Origin of the sequence: Enterococcus sp. DIV0421 (assembly GCF_051713745.1) — a bacterium.
GTDB classification, from domain to species: domain Bacteria; phylum Bacillota; class Bacilli; order Lactobacillales; family Enterococcaceae; genus Enterococcus_D; species Enterococcus_D casseliflavus.
This window is the reverse complement of the sequence record NZ_JBIOQM010000002.1, coordinates 751,963-770,723: the sequence shown is the minus strand read 5'-3', so window position 1 is coordinate 770,723 and position 18,761 is coordinate 751,963. Positions and strand designations below refer to the sequence as shown.

Annotated in this window: 17 protein-coding genes; 4 read left to right on the top strand and 13 right to left on the bottom strand. The window is 42.4% G+C overall.

Annotation, left to right across the window (positions count from 1 at the left end):
* Window positions 1-19: 19 nt before the first annotated feature.
* The 4 genes from IGI96_RS14715 to IGI96_RS14700 form a co-directional block, all read right to left on the bottom strand.
* Complete coding sequence (locus tag IGI96_RS14715) at window positions 20-994, bottom strand: PhoH family protein (RefSeq protein WP_086338324.1); 975 nt, start codon at window positions 992-994, stop codon at window positions 20-22.
* Between the two features lie 171 nt (window positions 995-1,165).
* A complete protein-coding gene (locus tag IGI96_RS14710) occupies window positions 1,166-1,615 on the bottom strand; it encodes a GatB/YqeY domain-containing protein (protein WP_005225841.1) in 450 nt (149 codons plus the stop codon).
* Window positions 1,616-1,648: 33 nt separating this feature from the next.
* A complete protein-coding gene (gene rpsU / locus IGI96_RS14705; protein WP_002356740.1) occupies window positions 1,649-1,825 on the bottom strand; it encodes a 30S ribosomal protein S21 in 177 nt (58 codons plus the stop codon).
* 160 nt (window positions 1,826-1,985) lie between these two features.
* A complete protein-coding gene (locus tag IGI96_RS14700; protein WP_005225833.1) occupies window positions 1,986-2,417 on the bottom strand; it encodes a Fur family transcriptional regulator in 432 nt (143 codons plus the stop codon).
* Window positions 2,418-2,512: 95 nt separating this feature from the next.
* Here IGI96_RS14700 and IGI96_RS14695 point away from each other — a divergent pair, with 95 nt between their 5' ends.
* Window positions 2,513-3,400 carry a pyruvate, water dikinase regulatory protein gene (locus IGI96_RS14695; RefSeq protein WP_010748043.1) on the top strand — a complete coding sequence of 296 codons (888 nt, stop codon included), beginning with the start codon at window positions 2,513-2,515 and terminating at the stop codon, window positions 3,398-3,400.
* A gap of 81 nt (window positions 3,401-3,481) precedes the next feature.
* On the opposite strand, the gene thrB is transcribed toward IGI96_RS14695, so the two are convergent.
* The 6 genes from thrB to trxB form a co-directional block, all read right to left on the bottom strand.
* A complete protein-coding gene (gene thrB / locus IGI96_RS14690; protein WP_005225831.1) occupies window positions 3,482-4,351 on the bottom strand; it encodes a homoserine kinase in 870 nt (289 codons plus the stop codon).
* Window positions 4,348-5,406: a threonine synthase gene (thrC, locus tag IGI96_RS14685; RefSeq protein WP_005225830.1), complete on the bottom strand. Its 1,059-nt coding sequence runs from the start codon at window positions 5,404-5,406 to the stop codon at window positions 4,348-4,350. The genes thrB and thrC overlap by 4 nt, the downstream gene beginning before the upstream one ends.
* 2 nt (window positions 5,407-5,408) lie before the next feature.
* Window positions 5,409-6,659, bottom strand: coding sequence for a homoserine dehydrogenase (locus IGI96_RS14680; protein ID WP_086338325.1), 1,251 nt, complete (start codon window positions 6,657-6,659; stop codon window positions 5,409-5,411).
* A 116-nt stretch (window positions 6,660-6,775) separates the two neighbouring features.
* Window positions 6,776-7,069, bottom strand: coding sequence for an ArsR/SmtB family transcription factor (locus IGI96_RS14675; protein WP_005225828.1), 294 nt, complete (start codon window positions 7,067-7,069; stop codon window positions 6,776-6,778).
* 247 nt (window positions 7,070-7,316) lie between these two features.
* Window positions 7,317-9,044 carry a phospho-sugar mutase gene (locus tag IGI96_RS14670; protein WP_086338326.1) on the bottom strand — a complete coding sequence of 576 codons (1,728 nt, stop codon included), beginning with the start codon at window positions 9,042-9,044 and terminating at the stop codon, window positions 7,317-7,319.
* A 147-nt stretch (window positions 9,045-9,191) separates the two neighbouring features.
* Window positions 9,192-10,124, bottom strand: a complete 933-nt coding sequence (gene trxB / locus IGI96_RS14665; protein ID WP_015509534.1) for a thioredoxin-disulfide reductase — start codon at window positions 10,122-10,124, stop codon at window positions 9,192-9,194.
* A gap of 185 nt (window positions 10,125-10,309) precedes the next feature.
* Between trxB and IGI96_RS14660 the strand changes: the two genes are divergently transcribed.
* Window positions 10,310-11,695, top strand: a complete 1,386-nt coding sequence (locus tag IGI96_RS14660) for an MATE family efflux transporter (protein ID WP_034858018.1) — start codon at window positions 10,310-10,312, stop codon at window positions 11,693-11,695.
* Window positions 11,696-11,847: 152 nt separating this feature from the next.
* Window positions 11,848-12,318, top strand: a complete 471-nt coding sequence (locus tag IGI96_RS14655; RefSeq protein ID WP_016610263.1) for a glutathione peroxidase — start codon at window positions 11,848-11,850, stop codon at window positions 12,316-12,318.
* Window positions 12,319-12,553: 235 nt separating this feature from the next.
* On the opposite strand, the gene IGI96_RS14650 is transcribed toward IGI96_RS14655, so the two are convergent.
* Both IGI96_RS14650 and IGI96_RS14645 read right to left on the bottom strand, forming a co-directional pair.
* Window positions 12,554-13,987, bottom strand: a complete 1,434-nt coding sequence (locus tag IGI96_RS14650) for a 6-phospho-beta-glucosidase (RefSeq protein ID WP_008378424.1) — start codon at window positions 13,985-13,987, stop codon at window positions 12,554-12,556.
* A gap of 20 nt (window positions 13,988-14,007) precedes the next feature.
* Entirely contained in the window at window positions 14,008-15,399 is a 1,392-nt protein-coding gene (locus IGI96_RS14645; protein ID WP_438785280.1) for a 6-phospho-beta-glucosidase, read from the bottom strand.
* Window positions 15,400-15,659: 260 nt separating this feature from the next.
* Here IGI96_RS14645 and IGI96_RS14640 point away from each other — a divergent pair, with 260 nt between their 5' ends.
* On the top strand, window positions 15,660-16,580 hold the full coding sequence (locus IGI96_RS14640; RefSeq protein WP_010748037.1) for a MurR/RpiR family transcriptional regulator: 921 nt from the start codon (window positions 15,660-15,662) through the stop codon (window positions 16,578-16,580).
* 78 nt (window positions 16,581-16,658) lie between these two features.
* On the opposite strand, the gene IGI96_RS14635 is transcribed toward IGI96_RS14640, so the two are convergent.
* Entirely contained in the window at window positions 16,659-18,578 is a 1,920-nt protein-coding gene (locus IGI96_RS14635; RefSeq protein ID WP_074931551.1) for a beta-glucoside-specific PTS transporter subunit IIABC, read from the bottom strand.
* Between the last annotated feature and the right edge of the window lie 183 nt (window positions 18,579-18,761).

Below are 18,761 nucleotides of genomic sequence, written 5' to 3'. Positions count from 1 at the left end.
TTCTCCTCCTAAAAGACGATCAGCGCTTGTCTTTAAGATCTGCTTCTTCATATGCGCGAATGATCTCGGCAACAACTGGATGCCGCACGACATCTCCTGCTTCAAAATTAGCAAAAGCAATTTTAGGGATCTCTTGTAACGTTCGTTCGGCGTGGATCAGGCCGCTTAAAGTCCCTTTTGGCAAATCGATCTGGCTGGTATCGCCATTGACGATCATTTTAGAGTTGAATCCTAAACGGGTCAAAAACATTTTCATTTGAGCGATCGTCGTATTTTGCGCTTCATCTAAAATGACAAAGGCATCTTCTAGCGTACGTCCACGCATATATGCCAATGGTGCGATCTCAATGACGCCTCGTTCCATGAGACGGTTCGTATGATCCATCCCAAAAATTTGATACAACGCATCATAAACGGGGCGTAAGTAAGGATCGACTTTTTCTTTCAAGTCTCCTGGTAGGAAACCTAGATTTTCTCCTGCTTCAACGGCGGGACGTGTCAAAATGATTTTTTGCACTTGGCCTTTCTTTAGAGCTGCAATTGCCATTACGACTGCTAAGAAGGTCTTTCCGGTTCCAGCGGGGCCGACACCAAACACTACATCATGTTTACGGACGGCTTCGATATATTTTTTTTGTCCAGCATTTTTCACTCGGATCGGTTTGCCGTTACGGTCTTTGATGATCTCTTCTTCATACATATCTTTGAAATAATCAAGACTGCCCTTATTCACCATATTCAATGCAGTGATCACATCAGGGGTACTGATATTGATGCCTCGTTTGATCAACTCTTGCAAAGCCCGAATCACGGATTGTGCCTTTTCAGCGGCTTCAGTTTCTCCTACGATTTGGATCAGCTCACCACGAGTGTGAATGACCGTTCCTGTGGAGTCTTCAATAATTTTGATGTTCTTATCGTGGGCACCTAATAATAAACGAACGTCATCGTTTTCACTAAGTGTTATCTCGATCGTTATTGTTTTGTCTGTCAAATATGTTACAGCTCCTTTTTTGGCGTTCTTATTAATAATAACATAAGATGGAAAAAAGAAAAATTACTTATCAAGTACAACAGTCGTTTCCCCTTGTCCTTATGCTTTTTTTAAGTTTTCGAAATCAGAAAAAAAAGCCGCAAGCATGTCATCCATACTTGCGGCGTGAGCTTACATTTGATCCAATAATTCTTTAACGATCGCATTGACTTGATTGCCGTCTGCTTTGCCTTTAACTTGTGGCATTACAGCACCCATCACTTTTCCAAATTCTTTGGAAGAAGAAGCACCAGTCTTTTCAATCGCTCCAGCGACGATTTGGCGGATTTCCGCTTCATCGAGTTGTGCTGGCAAATATTTTTCAACAACTGCAATTTCAACTTTGACTTTCTCTGCTAGATCATTTCGGTCAGCTTTCTCAAACTCATTTAAAGAATCACGACGCTGTTTCATCTCACGAGACAAAACGGTCAACTCTTCTTCTTCATTCAAGTCAGAACCTTTTTTGATCTGCTCATTTTGAATTGATGCTTTCAACATGCGGATCACCTGCAAGGTTTCCTTGTCTTTGGCTTTCATCGCTGTCTTCATGTCATCATTCAGTGTACTTAGTAGTGTCACACTACCAGCTCCAATTCTCAAAACAGTAGAAAATTAGAATTTTTTGCGTTTTCTAGCTGCTTCAGATTTTTTCTTACGCTTTACGCTAGGTTTTTCGTAAAATTCACGTTTACGAGATTCCTGTAAAGTACCCGCTTTTGACACGGAACGTTTGAAGCGACGAAGAGCATCGTCAAGTGATTCGTTTTTGCGAACGACTGTTTTTGACATGTAAATTCCCTCCCTCCGAGCTTAAAAAGTAACCGTAGTTGTTATTGAAATAAAATCCCAAAAAACACGACTGTCCTTTAAAAATTATAGCTAACCCCTGAAAAAGTGTCAAGGCATTCTGTTAAAAAAGTCTTCGATCCCATCAAGTTTGTTTGGGTTTTCATTGACATTCTTCACAACGGCCCAAAATCTCGAAGCGATGTCCCTCGATCAAGCAGCCAGGAAGCTGTTCTTGGAAGAAGTCCATCGGGCAAATATGCAGTTCTTTTGTTTTGCCACAAACCGTGCAAATAAAGTGATGGTGATGATGGTCCTCTAATTCTGCACAGCAGTTATAGCGAAACTTCATCTCCCCGTTCAGCTCTGTTTCTTCTAAAATACCGATCTCAGAAAAATCATGCAGATTACGGTAGATCGTATCATAGCTCAAGCCAGGATACTTTTCTGACATGTATTCATGAATTTCCTTGGCTGGCAAATAGCGATTGCGTTTCACTAAATAGGTGATGATCGCTTCTCTTTTTTTGGTGTATTTAAAGCCATTTTCTTTCAATGTAGTCATGGCATGCTCAATAAGTGTTTGATTTTTCATCGTAGGCCCTCCTGATAAATCAAAATCATTCCGATTCTATCGATCTTAAGTATGGTATAATGAAATCAATAAAAAAGCAAGAGAGGATTTTTCTTATGAAGCCAACTGAACCTGAACAACCAGACTTGCAAGAAAAATTGCAAACCAGTGCCGCAGTGACGATGTTCGTGTTGTCGGACTCTGCCGGCGAAACGGCATCGAAGCTTGCACAAGCGACAATGGCCCAATACCCCAGCGTCGAATTTAACCTTTTTAGACGCACATTTATCCACACAAAAGAGCATTTGATCAAAGCTTTGTCTGATGCAAAAAAACACAACGCCATTATTCTTCATACCTTGATCAAAGAAGAACTTGTGGATTTGACGAATCATTTTTGTGAAGAAGCTGACCTTTACCATTTCGACGTATTGACCCCTCCAGTAAGTGAAGTAGAACGCCGAACTGGCGTAGCACCTTCACGAGAGCCAGGGGCTTTGCACCACTTGAACGAAAATTATTTCAAACGCATCAAAGCCATGGAATTTGCGGTCATGTACGATGATGGGAAAGACCCTCGTGGCTTCTTGGAAGCAGATGTCGTGTTACTAGGGGTTTCTCGGACGTCAAAAACACCTTTGAGTCTATTTCTAGCAAACAAAAATTTAAAAGTTGCTAACCTGCCTTTAGTACCGCAAGCCCACATCCCAAAACAGCTCTGGGAAATCGATCCGAAAAAAATCGTCGGGCTAACAAACGATCCGAATGTGTTAAACAGTATTCGCAAAGAACGGATGCGCTCCTACGGCTTGAACCCAGATTCTGCGTATTCCGATATAGAAAAAATCAAAGCGGAGCTGACGTTTGCCAATGATCTGTATGAAAAACTAGGCTGTGTCGTGATCAATGTCGCTTCTCTTTCCATCGAAGAAACCGCCTCTATGATTTTAAATGCATTAAACTTAGAAGATCATAGTTATTACACGTCAGAAACGAAAGACTAACCTCGATGAAGCAATGAAAAATGGTGAGCAGAAAATCTTCTGCTCACCATTTTTGGTCTGTGGCTCATTTATTATTCTCTTTTAGAACACTTGCAGCCCTTCACGATCGATTTGTAATTGTTCGATATACGCATTGCTCTCCAAGGCATGCAAAAGTTTTGAGATTCGTTCTGCCCGTTCCTCTGGGACGATCGCTAAGACCGTAGGACCTGCGCCGCTTAAGAAACAGCCATAGCCGCCTTCTTCTTCGCAGATTTGGCGAATGGTCGACAAGTGCGGCACAAGCTTTTCCCGATAGGCTTCATGAAAACGATCCTGTTGCATCAATTTTCCTGCAAGAGGCAGATTGCCATTGATGACCGCTGCGATCATCACGTTGGCGATCGCACTGGCTTCGACAGCTTGCTCGTGCGAAAGGGTCTGCGGCAAGACTTGACGACTTGCTTCAGTCAACAGTTCTTCATGAGGAATATAGGCAATGATCTCACACTCTGGAAAATGATGCTTGACTAAATACGTATGCTTGTGCTGATGGTCGTAAGCAGCAACCGCAAAATCTCCATAAATCGCTGGTCCAACGTTGTCAGGATGCCCTTCGATGGCAGTTGCGATCTCAAGCTTTTGTGCTGCACTCAGATTCATGTGGGCCATGCGGTTGGCTAGTTCAATCCCGGCGACGATCACCGAGGAACTGCTGCCTAAGCCTCTTGCCAAAGGAATGTCCGAACTCATTCGGATTTTCAAAGGCTTCATGTTTGGTGCTAATTTCAGTGCCACACGCAAAAGCAAGTTGGTTTCATCCGTTGGGATCTCTGAACCTAGCTCATGGATGATTTCCCACGTATCGTTTTCTTTTAAAACTTCAATGAACAAATACTTTGACAGGGCAATCCCGCAGGAATCAAAACCAGGCCCTAAGTTCGCACTGGTTGCAGGAACGCGGATCTTCATAGATTGGCAACTCCTTCACGAAGATGCTGACGCATTTCTTCTAAATCACTCATCTTATTGATGGTTACTTCTGTCGCTTTGATAGCTGTATCAGGATCCTTCAGACCATTTCCAGTAAAGACGGCAACGACAGTCTCACCTGGTTTGATTTTCCCTGCTTTCACGTGCTGGATGACACCAGCTAGCGAGGCAGCTGAGCCTGGTTCAATAAACACACCATCTTGCGCAGCAATTTTACGGTAAGCATTCAAAATTTCCTCATCGGTTACTGCATCGATGTGTCCATTTGATTCATCACGAGCGGCTTCTGCCAACTGCCAGCTGGCTGGATTGCCGATCCGAATCGCTGTAGCAATCGTTTCTGGTTGTTCGATGACTTCACCACGGACGATCGCAGCAGCACCTTCAGCTTCAAACCCATGCATTCTTGGCAACGCGGTGCCTTTTTTCTCATGCCATTCTTTGAACCCTTTCCAATATGCCGAGATATTCCCTGCATTACCGACAGGAATCGCAAGAACATCCGGTGCTTGTCCTAATTGTTCGCATACTTCAAAGGCCGCTGTTTTTTGTCCTTCTAAACGATAAGGATTGACTGAGTTTACTAGCGCCACGGCTTCGGTTTCTGCAATATCTCGTACTGCTTTTAACGCTTCATCAAAGTTTCCTGGGATCGAAATGATGTCGGCTCCATAAACGATCGCTTGCGCCAATTTTCCCATAGCGATCTTGCCATCTGGAATAACAACATAGGCTTTGATCCCCGCTCTGGTCGCATAAGCTGCTGCTGCCGCACTGGTATTTCCTGTCGATGCACAGACGATTGCTTTGGCACCTTCTTCCACCGCTTTTGCCACCGCCATGACCATCCCTCGGTCTTTAAAAGAGCCTGTCGGATTCAGCCCTTCGTATTTTCCATACAATTGAATCCCTAATTCCTTGGAAAGGCTTGGTAAGGGAATCAACGGCGTGTTGCCTTCAGCCAGCGACAATGCTGGTGTATTTTCGTTGACTGGCAGATATTCCTTGTATTGATGCAATAATCCTTGATACATGTTTATTCCTCCATCACTTTCATTATTTGTATGTCTTGTGCATCGGTATAAGTTGCGAGTTTTTCTGTTAGCTCTTTTTCGCTCATTAGATTGGTGATTCCAGCTATTCGTTGCTCTGCTTCGTTGAACACCGTTTGCTCAAACGCAAACCATTCTGGAAGAGCGTTCCCTTTGATCTCTTGACTTGAAAACGACACATAATGCCGGCTAGGAACTTCTTCTACAGATGCTAATGCTGTTTCTTTTTCAAAAGTTAGAAAAGGTTCAACGATCCCAAAGCTTTTATTTTTTGCTAAAACGGTCAAATCCGCTACCACGCTGGTGGCCGTCGGTCGTGATCCTGCTCCTGGTCCATAAACCATTGATTGATCGATGCCTTCACTCTCGATAAAAATGCCATTAAACTCGTTTTGGATCGTCGCTAACGCATGGTTTTTCGGCACTAATACAGGTCCAACTGACACAGTAAGGGAACCGTCAACTGTCTTTTGTGCTGCACCGATCAACTTCACTTCATAACCAATGGCTTGTGCCTGCTTAATATCTGCCACAGCTAAGCCGCGGATGCCTTTTGTTGCCACATCAGCAACATAGATCGTTTTCCCAAAAGCAAATTTAGTCAGGATCACCATTTTATAAGCTGCATCGATACCGTCAACATCATTAGTAGGATCTGATTCGGCAAAACCTTTTACTTGGGCTTGTGACAAAGCATCTTCATAGGTCATGCCATCTTCCGTCATTTTTGTCAGCATATAATTGGTCGTCCCATTGACGATGCCAAAAATTCCTGTGATGGTATCAGGCAGATAGTGGGTGCTCAATGTACGCAAGATCGGAATGCCACCACCCACGCTGGCTTCATAATAAAGAGACACCCCGGCTTTTTCAGCGATTGCCAGCAGTTCAGGTCCATGGGTGGCAATCAAGTCTTTATTTGCCGTCACAACGTGCTTCTTATTTTCTAAAGCAGCTGAAATAAACGCTTTTGCCGGATCGATCTTCCCGATCAATTCCACAATTACGTCGATGGTCTCATCTTCAAACAACTCATTTGCCTCATTCGTCAACGCAAACCCGTACTTAGCCGCTAACGCAGACTTATCCTCGTAAGGCGAAGCTAATGCTTTCGTGATTTGCACACTGACTCCTGTGCGTGCCAGAATGGCTTCTTTTTGCTCTGCCAACACTTGGCATACCCCGCTGCCGACAACACCCATTCCTAATAATCCAATGTTCAATTGCTTACCCATAATGCCCCCTAACTGAAAACGTTATTAAAAACCGTTCATCTAATTTTAATATTTCCACTAGCATACCAAAAACAATAAGAAAAAACTAGGACTTTTGAGAAATTCTCGCCCTAGTTTTAACGGTGATGGATATGTTCGAATGTTTTTTGCAAAATATCCACAACATGTTTGTCATCAAGACTATAAAGGATGGTTTTTCCTTGTCTTTCCGACTTTACGATCCGATTATCTTTCAAAAGTTTCAGCTGATGAGAAACTGCTGATTGTTCCATATGTACTTGTTCTGCAATCGAAGTGACATTGCGCTCTCCTTCTTGAAGAGACAACAAAATTTTTAGTCTAGTGGGATCACTAAGCATTTTAAAAATCTGTGTTACTTGCTGAATTTCTTCTAGTTTCGGCGTAGTCATCGCGCCACATCCTCTCTTATTTCCTTTTGCATTTTAGCCCTTGATAGACAGCTTGTCAATCAATGCTCGACGATCAAGGAGAAGAAACGAGCTAAAAGACAAGAATAGATCCAAGCGTCAGAAAATTCCCTTTAGAAGCTTCGGTCCCTCAACCGCTGTTTGCTGAGGGAAGCGAACGCTTCTTTTTCTACCACTCGGATCATTCAGCCAATTGTAATTTTTTTGATTATGAAGACATCAGATGACTTTATTCACCTGTGATTTCTTCGATCGCTGCTTGCAGATCAGCAATTTTTTGTTCTGCTGCTTCTGCCGTTTCGCCTTTTGCACCAATATAAAACTTGATTTTAGGTTCGGTCCCAGAAGGACGAACAGCAATCCAGCTTTCATCTTCCAAGGTGTATTTCAAAACATCAGAAGGCGGTGTGGTCATTTTTTGTTGGTGACCATCTAAGCCCACACGAGTCAACAATTTAAAGTCTTCTGTTTGCACGACAGGGGTTCCTGCGAAGACAGAAGGTGCTTTTTCACGGAAAGTCTTCATCAAGGCAGCAATCTTAGTTGCCCCTTCCATACCGCTCATCGTTACAGAAATCGTTTTTTCTGCATAGTAGCCGTACTCTTCAAAAATATCTTGCAGACCATCATACAATGTTTTGTCTGATTGTTTGTAAAAAGCAGCCACTTCTGCTAATAAAACGAGCGCTTGGATCGCGTCCTTGTCCCGTACAAATGGTTTAACTAAGTAGCCATAGCTTTCTTCAAAGCCAAACATGAAAGTTTGAGAATGGTCTTTTTCAAATTGTTGGATTTTTTCGGCAATAAATTTAAAGCCAGTTAAAACATTGATCATATCAACATCGTAGGCTTTAGCGATCGCTGTTGGCAATTCACTAGAAACGATCGATTTTAAGACTGCTGCATTTTCTGGCAATGTTCCAGCTGTTTTATGGGCTTCTAAAATGTAACGGATCATCAATGCACCTAACTGGTTACCTGTCAAGACTTGGTAGTTGCCATCTGGCATTCTTACTGCAGCCCCTAAGCGATCGGCATCTGGATCTGTTGCGATCAATAGGTCAGCACCTTCTTTTTCTCCTAAAGCAATCGCATATTCAAAGGCAGAGTGCTCTTCTGGATTCGGTGATTTTACTGTGCTGAAGTTTGGATCAGCAACCGCTTGAGAGGGTTCAATAATGAATTGTTGGAAACCAGCTTGTTTCAACGCTTTCTCGCCAAGCATCCGCCCTGTTCCGTGAAGTGGTGTATAGACAAGTTTCAAATCTTTGCCCACCGTATCGATCAATTCTTGATCGATCGTGACTTCTTTGATTTCTTTCAGATAGGCAGTATCGATTTCTTCGCCAATAATAGAGATCAAGCCGCTATTTTTGGCTTCTTCTTCACTTAATACAGGAATCTCCAACGGATTTTCAATTTCCCGAACAAATTTTGTCAATGCATCCGCATCTGCTGGTGGCATTTGCCCACCATCTTCCCCATATACTTTGTAGCCATTGTATTCGGCTGGATTGTGAGAAGCAGTGATCATGATTCCAGTAAAGGTTTTTAAGTAACGCACAGCAAAAGATAATTCTGGCGTCGGACGTAAGCTTTCAAAGACAAAGGCTGGAATATCATGTTTTGCCAATGTTTTTGCTGCTTCCATCGCGAACTCAGGTGAAAAATGACGGGAATCATAGGCAATCGCTACGCCACGACGTCTTGTTTCGGGATCTTGTGTATCCATAAAGCGAGCCAAGCCTTCCGTTGCTTGACGAATCGTATAAATGTTCATCCGATTGATACCAGGTCCTAAAATCCCTCGCATGCCAGCAGTCCCAAATTCCAAAGGCATATAAAAAGCGTCTTCTAACATCGCAGGATCTGCTTCTAATGCGGTCAATTGTTCTTTTAATTGTGGATCTAAGTGTTCACTGTTTTTCCATTGATTAAATGTTTGTTCCCATGCCATAAAATAACCTCTCCTTTTTCCGTTAAAATGCTCTAAAATTAGTATAACACTACTTACAGATTTCTCAAAGAATAACCAAACGAAAAATAAAAAAAGCTGCTATCAAAAGTGATTTACACTTTAAAAATAACAGCTAACCCCATTAGATTATTTTGTTAATTGAGCATCCTTTTGTGTTTCAATAAAATCAAACACTTGTTGACCAGCAATACTGCCATCGCCGACTGCCGTTGTGATTTGACGCAAGCCTTTTTCACGAACATCGCCAATCGCGTAAACACCAGGAATTGAAGTTTCCATCTGATCATTTGTTAAGATCCAGCCAGCATCATTCGTGATACCGCTAGCTTTGAATGGTTCTGTCAACGGATCTAAACCAACATAGATAAAGACACCGCCAGCAGCTTCTTCTGTCACTTCATCCGTTTTTACGTTTCTGATTTGCACGCCAGTTACGACCATCTCATTGCCTTTGATTTCTTCCACAACAGAATCCCAAATAAAAGAGATTTTCTCGTTGGCAAATGCGCGGTCTTGGATGATTTTTTGTGCTCGTAATTCATCACGACGGTGAACGATCGTTACTTCAGAAGCAAATTGCGTTAAGTAGATAGCTTCTTCGACTGCTGAGTCGCCTCCACCAACAACGATCAAGCGTTTGTTACGGAAAAAGGCACCGTCACAAACCGCACAGTATGAAACTCCGCGTCCTGCGAATTCTTCTTCGCCTTTGACGCCTAACTTTCTATGTACACATCCTGTGGCAATGATGACTGTTTTCCCTTGATAGGTTTTGTCTTCGGTGGCAACTTCTTTGAACTCACCTTGATCCGTGATGCTTTGAACGATCCCATAGGCATTTTCAACACCAAATTTAATGGCACCTTCATACATTTTAAATGCTAGTTCAGGGCCTAATATTGATTCGAAGCCAGGATAGTTTTCAACCTCAGCCGTATTGTTCATTTGTCCGCCAGGTGCTCCTCGTTCAATCATTAGTACTGATAAATTCGATCTTGACGCATAAAGCGCTGCTGTCATCCCCGCAGGGCCTGCGCCGATGATAATTACATCATACATATATTTCCCTCCAATTTGGACTACCCATACTTTACTTTCAAAAGCAAATTCTTTCAACTCATCTGCTTACAAAAAATAATAAGATATTCCTGCTTTTACTTTTGAAAATTACATTGACTTTCTTTTCAATTTTTGTAAAATTTTCACGATACGTCTATTATATAGAAAATAAGGAGTCCTTACAATTGAATAAGAAAAAACTTTTAGGAAAATCAGACCGTGAACTGATTTTTCTCAGCTGGCCGATTTTTGTTGAGCTATTTTTGCGGGTCGTTATTGGGAATGTCAACGTTTGGATGATTTCTCATTATTCCGAGCCAGCAGTAGCGGCCGTCAGTGCTGCCAATCAACTATTGAATTTAACGGTCTTTATTTACGGTTTCATCACCGTGGGTACTCAGATCATTATCGCACAATTGATTGGTGCGAAAAAACGCGACCAGATACCGAAAGTCATCAATACCGCTCTTTTTGGGTCATTGTTCATCGGGATTTTGATCAGCTTGATGTTCCTTTTCGGCTCAACCTACCTTTTGCGATTCATGGGCTTAGATGCTGAATTAGTTGCTTTAGGTCATGGATACTTAAAAGTGTATGGCGGAAGTCTGTTCCTTTCATCGATCACGGCGGTCATAATTGCTGTCATGCGTAGCCACAGTTTCACAAAACCTGCGTTATTGGTACCGATGTTTGCTAGTATCCTAGCCGTCATTGGCAATTACTTTGTCTTATACAGCCCCTTTGGTTTACCGAATTTCGGTGTGACTGGATTGGCATTTTCTAGCGTCTTTGGTAATTCGATCGGTTTACTAATTGCCGCCATGTTGCTGAAGAAACATGTGAATTTTTCTGTTTTATCTGCCCGTTTCTCGAATGTCTCTTGGGGCGTGATGAAAAACATTTTGACTTACGGATTGCCTTCTTCTGGCGAGTCTCTTTCCTATCAAGGAGCGCAAGTCGTGGTGACGATGATCGTGGCTCAACTTGGCGCAAGTGTCTTGATTGCAAAATCTTACGTAACAGCTATCACCCAATTTGTTTATTTGATCGCCTCCGCATTAAGTCAAGGAAACCAAATCATGATTGGCCGCAATGTCGGTGCGGGTGAATTCGATCGTGCGCATCAGCGAGGCATGCGCACGATGGTGATCGGGATCATCGCCTCGGTAACGATCTGCTTATTGACCTATCTATTTATTGAACCGATCATGGGGATCTTTACTTCCAATACCGAAGTAATCGAGATTGCTAAAGGTGTCTTTTTAGTAGAGATCGTCTTAGAAACAGCGCGTGCAGTCAATATGATCCTAGTTGGTTCATTAAATGCAAGTGGTGACGTGAAGTTCCCATTGATCTGCAGCCTAATTGTTCTATGGGTCATCAGCTTACCGTTTTCCTACTCACTGGCCATCGTCTTTAAATTTGGCTTGATCGGCGTTTGGATCGCTTATGCCATTGACGAAGCATTGCGCAGCGTCTTAATGATCTATCGCTGGCATTCTGGGGTATGGAAAACTAAATCTGTCGTTCATCCACAAGAAGCAGAACCAGAAGTCTTACCAGAAGCATAATAAGAGTCCAGTGGTCCCAACGGCCGCTGGATTTTTTGTTTTTTATAAGAAATAAAATGCGCCAAGAAGTTTGCTTGGTTTTTTTGAAGACTTTGCTCTATACTTATCTCAGAAACTATCGACTATGATTTACATTAAAAGGAGCGTTTGCTATGTCAATCTATGACTACCAAGCAACATTAGAAAACGGCGAAACTTATTCGCTAGCAAACTACGAAGGTCAACCGCTGGTGATCGTCAATACAGCTACAAAGTGCGGGTTGAGCCCGCAGTTCAAAGAATTACAAAGTCTTTATGAAACCTATAAAGACCAAGGGTTGGTCGTTCTAGGGTTTCCTTCTGACCAGTTCAAACAAGAAGTCGACTCAGCCGAAGAAGCCGCAGCCGCTTGCCGAACCACCTATGGTGTTGATTTTCCGATGCACAAGTTAACGGTGATCAATGGCAAAGACGCAGATCCCTTGTTTCGCTATTTGGAAGCAGAAGCACCGGGTACATTAGGCAAAGCCATTAAATGGAATTTCACGAAATTCTTGGTGGACCGCCAAGGTAAAGTCGTGGAGCGTTTTGCTCCACAAACCAATCCTCAAAAAATGATTCCAGAAATTGAAAAAGTTCTTTAAAAAATGGATAAAGGCGACCTTAAGGACAAAACATGTCATGCTTAAGGTCGCCTTTTTTTGTAATTGCTGCAACGCAAGCCTTTTACAGCATTTTCATTGTCGGTTATCAATAATCTCTGAACAGCCATTTCTACTTATACAAATCATTCGTTTCAATAGTTTTTAAAAAGACTTTAAAAAAACTGCAGTCGATCTACTTAGATTTCTCTAAGGGATCAACTGCAGCTTCTTACAATTAGTTATTCGATAAATCTTCACCGTTTGAAGCAATCACTTGTTTGTACCAATCAAATGATTTTTTCTTTGTTCGTTTCAAGGTGCCATTTCCTTCATTGTCACGGTCCACATAAATGAAACCATAGCGTTTTTTCATTTCACCTGTTCCAGCTGAAACTAAATCGATACAACCCCAAGTCGTGTAACCCAATAAGTCGACACCATCTTGTTCAACCGCATCTTTCATTGCTTGAATATGCTCTGCCAAGTATTGGATCCGGTAGTCATCTTCCACATAGCCATCTGCATCTGGTGTATCCACAGCTCCTAAGCCGTTTTCAACGATAAACAATGGTTTTTGGTAGCGATCATAAATGTCATTCATTGTGATGCGCAAACCAAGTGGATCAATCTGCCACCCCCACTCACTTGCTTCCAAGTATGGGTTTTTCACAGAGGCAAAAATATTGCCAGCCGTTTGTTCTAATAATTCAGCGTCCGTGGTTGATACGCGGGAAGAATAGTAAGAGAAGGAAATAAAGTCTACGGTGTGAGCTTTCAACAGCTCAAGGTCGCCTTCTTCCATTTTGATTTCGATCCCATTGCGTTCCATTTCTTTCAGCGCATATTGTGGATATTCCCCACGTGATTGAACATCAATAAAGAAATAGTTTTCGCGATCTGCTTTGCGTGATTCCCAGACATCTTCTGGTTTGCTTGTATATGGATAGTATGCGCCAGCAGCTAACATACAGCCTACTTTGTTCTCAGGATCGACTTCATGAGCGATTTTCGTTGCAATCGCAGAGGCCAATAGCTCATGGTGAGCCGCTTGGTATTTCACTTGCTCAACGTTATCGCCTTCTTCAAAGTAAAGACCTGCTCCCATAAATGGCGCATGGAGAATCATGTTGATTTCGTTGAAGGTCAACCAGTATTTTACTAATCCTTTGTAACGGTTGAAAATCACGTTACACAAGTTTTCATAGAATCCGACCAATTCACGAGAACGCCATGCCCCGTATTTTTCAACTAAATGCATTGGGCAATCAAAGTGAGTGATCGTTACTAATGGTTCGATCCCATATTTGTGGCATTCTTTGAAAAGATCTTCATAGAACTTCAAGCCGTCTTCATTTGGTTCTGTTTCATCCCCTTTAGGGAAAATCCGACTCCAAGCGATCGACAAACGGTAGGTTTTAAAGCCCATTTCGCCAAATAGCGCGATGTCTTCTTTGTAGCGATGATACATATCGATCGCTTCTTTTGCTGGGTAGAAATGTTCGTCATCAAAATCGAACATTTTCATTTGACCAGTAATGACTGGAAAACGATCTTTGCCGATCGGTACCACGTCAACGTTTGCCAAGCCGCGTCCGCCTTCTTGGTAGCCTCCTTCACATTGATTGGCAGCTGTTGCGCCGCCCCATAAAAAGTCTTTTCTAAATGCCATGTTTCTTTCCTACTTTCTCTTTATTTAACTAGTTCGCGATCAAGTTCGCGGGCTACTTCATCTTGTACTTCTACGCCTTCTTTTTCAAGACGTGCGATCGTTTCCTTAAATTTAGGCAAGTGATCTTTGTGGGCAATAAACAGTTCGTCCATGACACGTTTTGCCGTATCACCTGATGGAACCAATGGGTTGATGGTGAAGGCTTGTAATGCGATATTGTAATCCCCCGTCACAGCTGCTTCGATCGTTAATAATTCCATTGCTTTCATTACCTGTAACCAACCTTTTTCAGCTGTCGGTAACTCACCAAAGGCAACATTTCTAGCACCTTGTCCGCCAACGTAAGCTGTTACTTCGACTACGCAATCGGCAGGAAGATCTGGAACGGCGCCTTCATTTTTGGTTGAAACGACGATTTGGGTATTTTTATTAGCATAAATGGAAGCAATCGTTTCACACGCTGCATCTGAGTAGTAAGCACCACCACGTTTTTGCAGCTGTTCAGGTTTATGATCCAATTCAGGATCTTTGTACAACTCAAACAATTCGGCTTCGGTTTGTTTCACTTGCTGTGCGCGTGTACCGACAGTCTTGTACTCTTCGATCGCATGATTCAACATTTCTTCTTGACGATAGTAATAACGGTGATACCCGCAAGGAATCATCTTCATTTGTTCCAGCTGTTCTTTGTAAAATGGTACATCAAAGATATTCTTCGGTAAGCCATTGTCTTCTTCATACATTTTATCAATAATGTCCATCGTAACGTCATTGCCGTGTGAGTCGGTAACTTTGTGCCAGTGGAAGTGGTTCAATCCTGCAAATTTGTAAATCAATTCGTCAGGTTCTTTGCCAAGCAACGCAGGTTCAACCATCGTTGCCATGACAGGCACGTTACACAACCCGATGACTTTGTCCCATTTTCCGTAACACACGATTGCTTCAGTCACCATACCGCTTGGATTCGCAAAGTTGATCAACCAGGCATCGGGACACAAGCGTTTCATGTCTTCAACGATTTCAAGAATGATTGGAACCGTACGAAACGCTTTGAACATACCACCAGGGCCGTTGGTTTCTTGACCAATCATGCCGTAATAGGCAGGAATTCGTTCATCTTTGATACGGGCATTCAGCAATCCTACTCGGAATTGAGTCGTAACGAAATCAGCATCTTTTAACGCTTCTTCTCGATCCAATGTCATGTGGATTTTTACATCGTAGGGTGACGCATCCCACATCCGTTGTGCCATCGCACCAACGATTGCTAATTTTTCTTTTCCTGCTTCGATATCTACTAGCCAAATCTCACGAATCGGCAATTCTTCATAGCGTTTGATAAAGCCTTCCATTAACTCCGGGGTATAGCTGCTGCCGCCACCAATGGTTGCAATTTTAATTCCTTTTGTCATTGTATTGCTCCTTTGCTATTTTATTTACATTCTTATTATCATTCATAAAAACATTTGATTCAATGTAAATAGCATATTTAGAAAAAGCGTTTGCAAATCTTGCTTCTGCTTGCAGGTGTTTTGTAAAAAAGATTTACAAAGAGCATAAAATAAGGAATAATTAGGATGTAAACGATTTGCTAGGTACTGAATAAAAACGAATTTCTGTAAAAACCATTTACAAATAATAATAAAAAAATGTAAAAAGGAGCATATATACCATGTTGTTACAAGAAAAAATGCGCCAAATCAAACTAGCACCCGCCGAACGATCGTTGATTGATTATTTATTAGCCAATCCGACCGCGATGGCGGATCAAACCATCAAGGAATTATCTGAAAAAACCTATGTTCATCCTTCTACTTTTATTCGGATCGCCAAAAAATTAGGCTTCAATGGTTGGCTCGACTTAAAAACGGCCTTTGTGGAAGAGCAAACATATATGAGCAGCCATTTTACCGATGTGGATGCGAACTTTCCCTTCTCTTCCCATGACGGGATTATGACCATCGCCAAAAAGTTGGCAAAGCTTGAACAAACAACGATCGAAGATACGCTTTCCTTGATCCATCATGATGAATTACAAAAAGCGAAACAATCGTTGCTCAATGCCAATCATATCAGGATTTTCGCCAGCAATGCCAACACCTTGATTTCTCAAGACTTTGTTTTGAAGATGCGGCGTTTAGGAAAAAGTATCCACGTCTGCGATACCTTCGGCGAAAGTGCCTATGAGGCATCCAACTGTACCTCCGATACGACCGCGATTTTGATTTCTTACACAGGTGAAAACAAAATGGTTAAAGAAATCGGTAAGATCCTCGCCGAACGGCAGGTCTCCATCATTGGGATGACTAGTATTGGCGAGAATGCGTTAGCGAAATTAAGCGATTGTGTCTTAAATATCACAACAAGAGAAAGGCTGTATTCAAAGATCGCGAATTTTACGATCAATACCTCAGTTTGCTACTTGCTAGATTTGTTGTATGCAGTCGTCTTTTCGGAGCACTATGAGAAAAATCTGCAGCATTTGATCGATATTGGGATGGCGTATGATAAGCGCCCCACTTCATCAACGATAATCGCTGAACCAACCTATGATAAAAACCTTCATTATAAAGACTCACTGTTTCCCAATTAAATGACTGTCAAAAAGCGATCGAGCCTTCACGACCGATCGCTTTTATCCTTATATAGCTGTTTTGCAAGTAAACATTTCCTAAACTAAAGCCGTGATCAAGTCATCGGAACAACCAACTTCTCGTTTGTCAGACTCGATGATATCCAAATAATCCGCTGAGTTGGTCACTAGCACTGGGGTCTCAATATTGAATCCTGCTTTGATCAATGCATCTTTATCAAAGCTGATCAATTTTTGCCCACGAGTGACTTTATCGCCTTGCTTCACATGCGCTTCAAAGAACTCACCATTCAATTGAACAGTATCCAAACCAATATGGATCAAAAGTTCTAAACCATTCTCAGAAATCAACCCGATGGCATGTTTGGTTGGGAACAATGTCATCACAGTACCATCAAAAGGAGCCACAACTTCGCCTTTTGAAGGATGGATCAGGATGCCTTTTCCTAGCACTCCTTGAGCAAAGGCTTCATCTTTGGCACTGCTTAGTGGCGCGATCGTTCCTTCTACTGGAGAAGTGATCACTTCTTTTCGAACAGTCATCGCTGGTTGTCCTTCTGCGATTTCTTCTTCCACTGCATCATCTTTCCAGAAAGCCATGGTCAAACCAAAGCCAATCGCTGCAGCGATCAAGATTCCGAAGACAGAGAACCACATGCCACTAGCGTCGCCTTCTGGAGTGATGTAGTTGAAAATGCCAAAGACCCCTAACCCACCAGAGGTGTAGCTCGTTGTTCCATTGATCATCAAGAAGGCACCTGCGACCGCACCACCGATCATTGAGTAGAAGAACGGCATTTTTTTCGGTAACGTGATCCCATAAATCGCTGGCTCCGTTACACCGAAAAGCCCTGAGATAATAGCTGGTGGACATAGTGCTTTCAGTTTTTTATCTTTCAGTTTAAAGTACATCGCCATCACTACAGCTGTTTGAGCAAAGCTGGCACCAAATGATGCTACCAAAATCTGACTGTAGCCTAGTTGTGTCACTTGCATAATGTGTAGCGGAACAACTGACCAATGCAAACCGAAAATAACCAGTACTTGCCAGAAGAAACCTAGCAACAAGCCATAGGCAGCTGGTGAAAAGTCCATCAGCGCTTCAAATCCTGCGCTCAAAAGATCCGTCAACATACTGATCACAGGTCCAATCACCAAAAAACCAATTGGCAATGCAATCAAGAGAACCAAGAACGGCACTAAGAACGTTTGGACAACAGAAGGAATGATTTTTTTCGCAAATTTTTGAACTTGCGCAGCAAAGGCAATGATAAAGATGACCGGCACCACACTGCTAGTATACGTTGCGCCAACCCACGGAATTCCTAAAAACGTTTCGTACGCAGGCAAGCCTAACAAGCTATACGGTGCAGCAGCTCCCTCGCCAGCGCCTGCAAGAAATGCGGCTTGCAAAGCAGATCCTTGAATTGTTGGGTAACAAAGCGCTGACCCGATCACGATTCCCACCATTGGATTTAAGCGAAACTTTTTCGCTGACGTATATCCTAAAATCACTGGCATAAACATGAAGATCGAATCGCCGATCGCATTAAACATCACATAGGTACCAGTCGTCGTTGTATAATCGATCAAGCCTGTTGTACCAATAAAAAGCAACAGTGCGTTTAGTCCTTTGATCATCCCCGCCGCACACAAAGCCCCTAAGAAGGGTTGGAAGCAGCCGCTCAAAATATCGATCAAACGATCAAACAAGTTGCCACCTGAAGCTGTTTCTTCAGCATCACCACTGATTCCTGCTACATCGATCACTTCTGCATAGACATCAGGTACATGGTTTCCGATAACCACCTGGTATTGACCGCCACTCTTCATGACCGTCACTACCCCATCCATGTTCTTTAAGACTTCATCATTTGCGACGCCTTCATCCTTTAATTTAAAACGCAGGCGTGTGATACAATGCGTCAAGCTATTAATGTTCTCTTTTCCACCGACATTTGCTACGATTTTTTCTGCTAATTCACGATATTTTCCCATTTTTGATTCCTCCAATTTTTTTGTATTGAAGGTTTAGCCAACTGAATGTCACTATCCAAAATGTTTTCTTATTTTGATTTCTTGCTGCATGGTCAGATGTCTTGAAGCTGATGTTTGATAAGAATCATTGCGAAGAAATTTTTCTTTTTCGACACCTTCTCATGAATCAAAAAATCCTTCTCC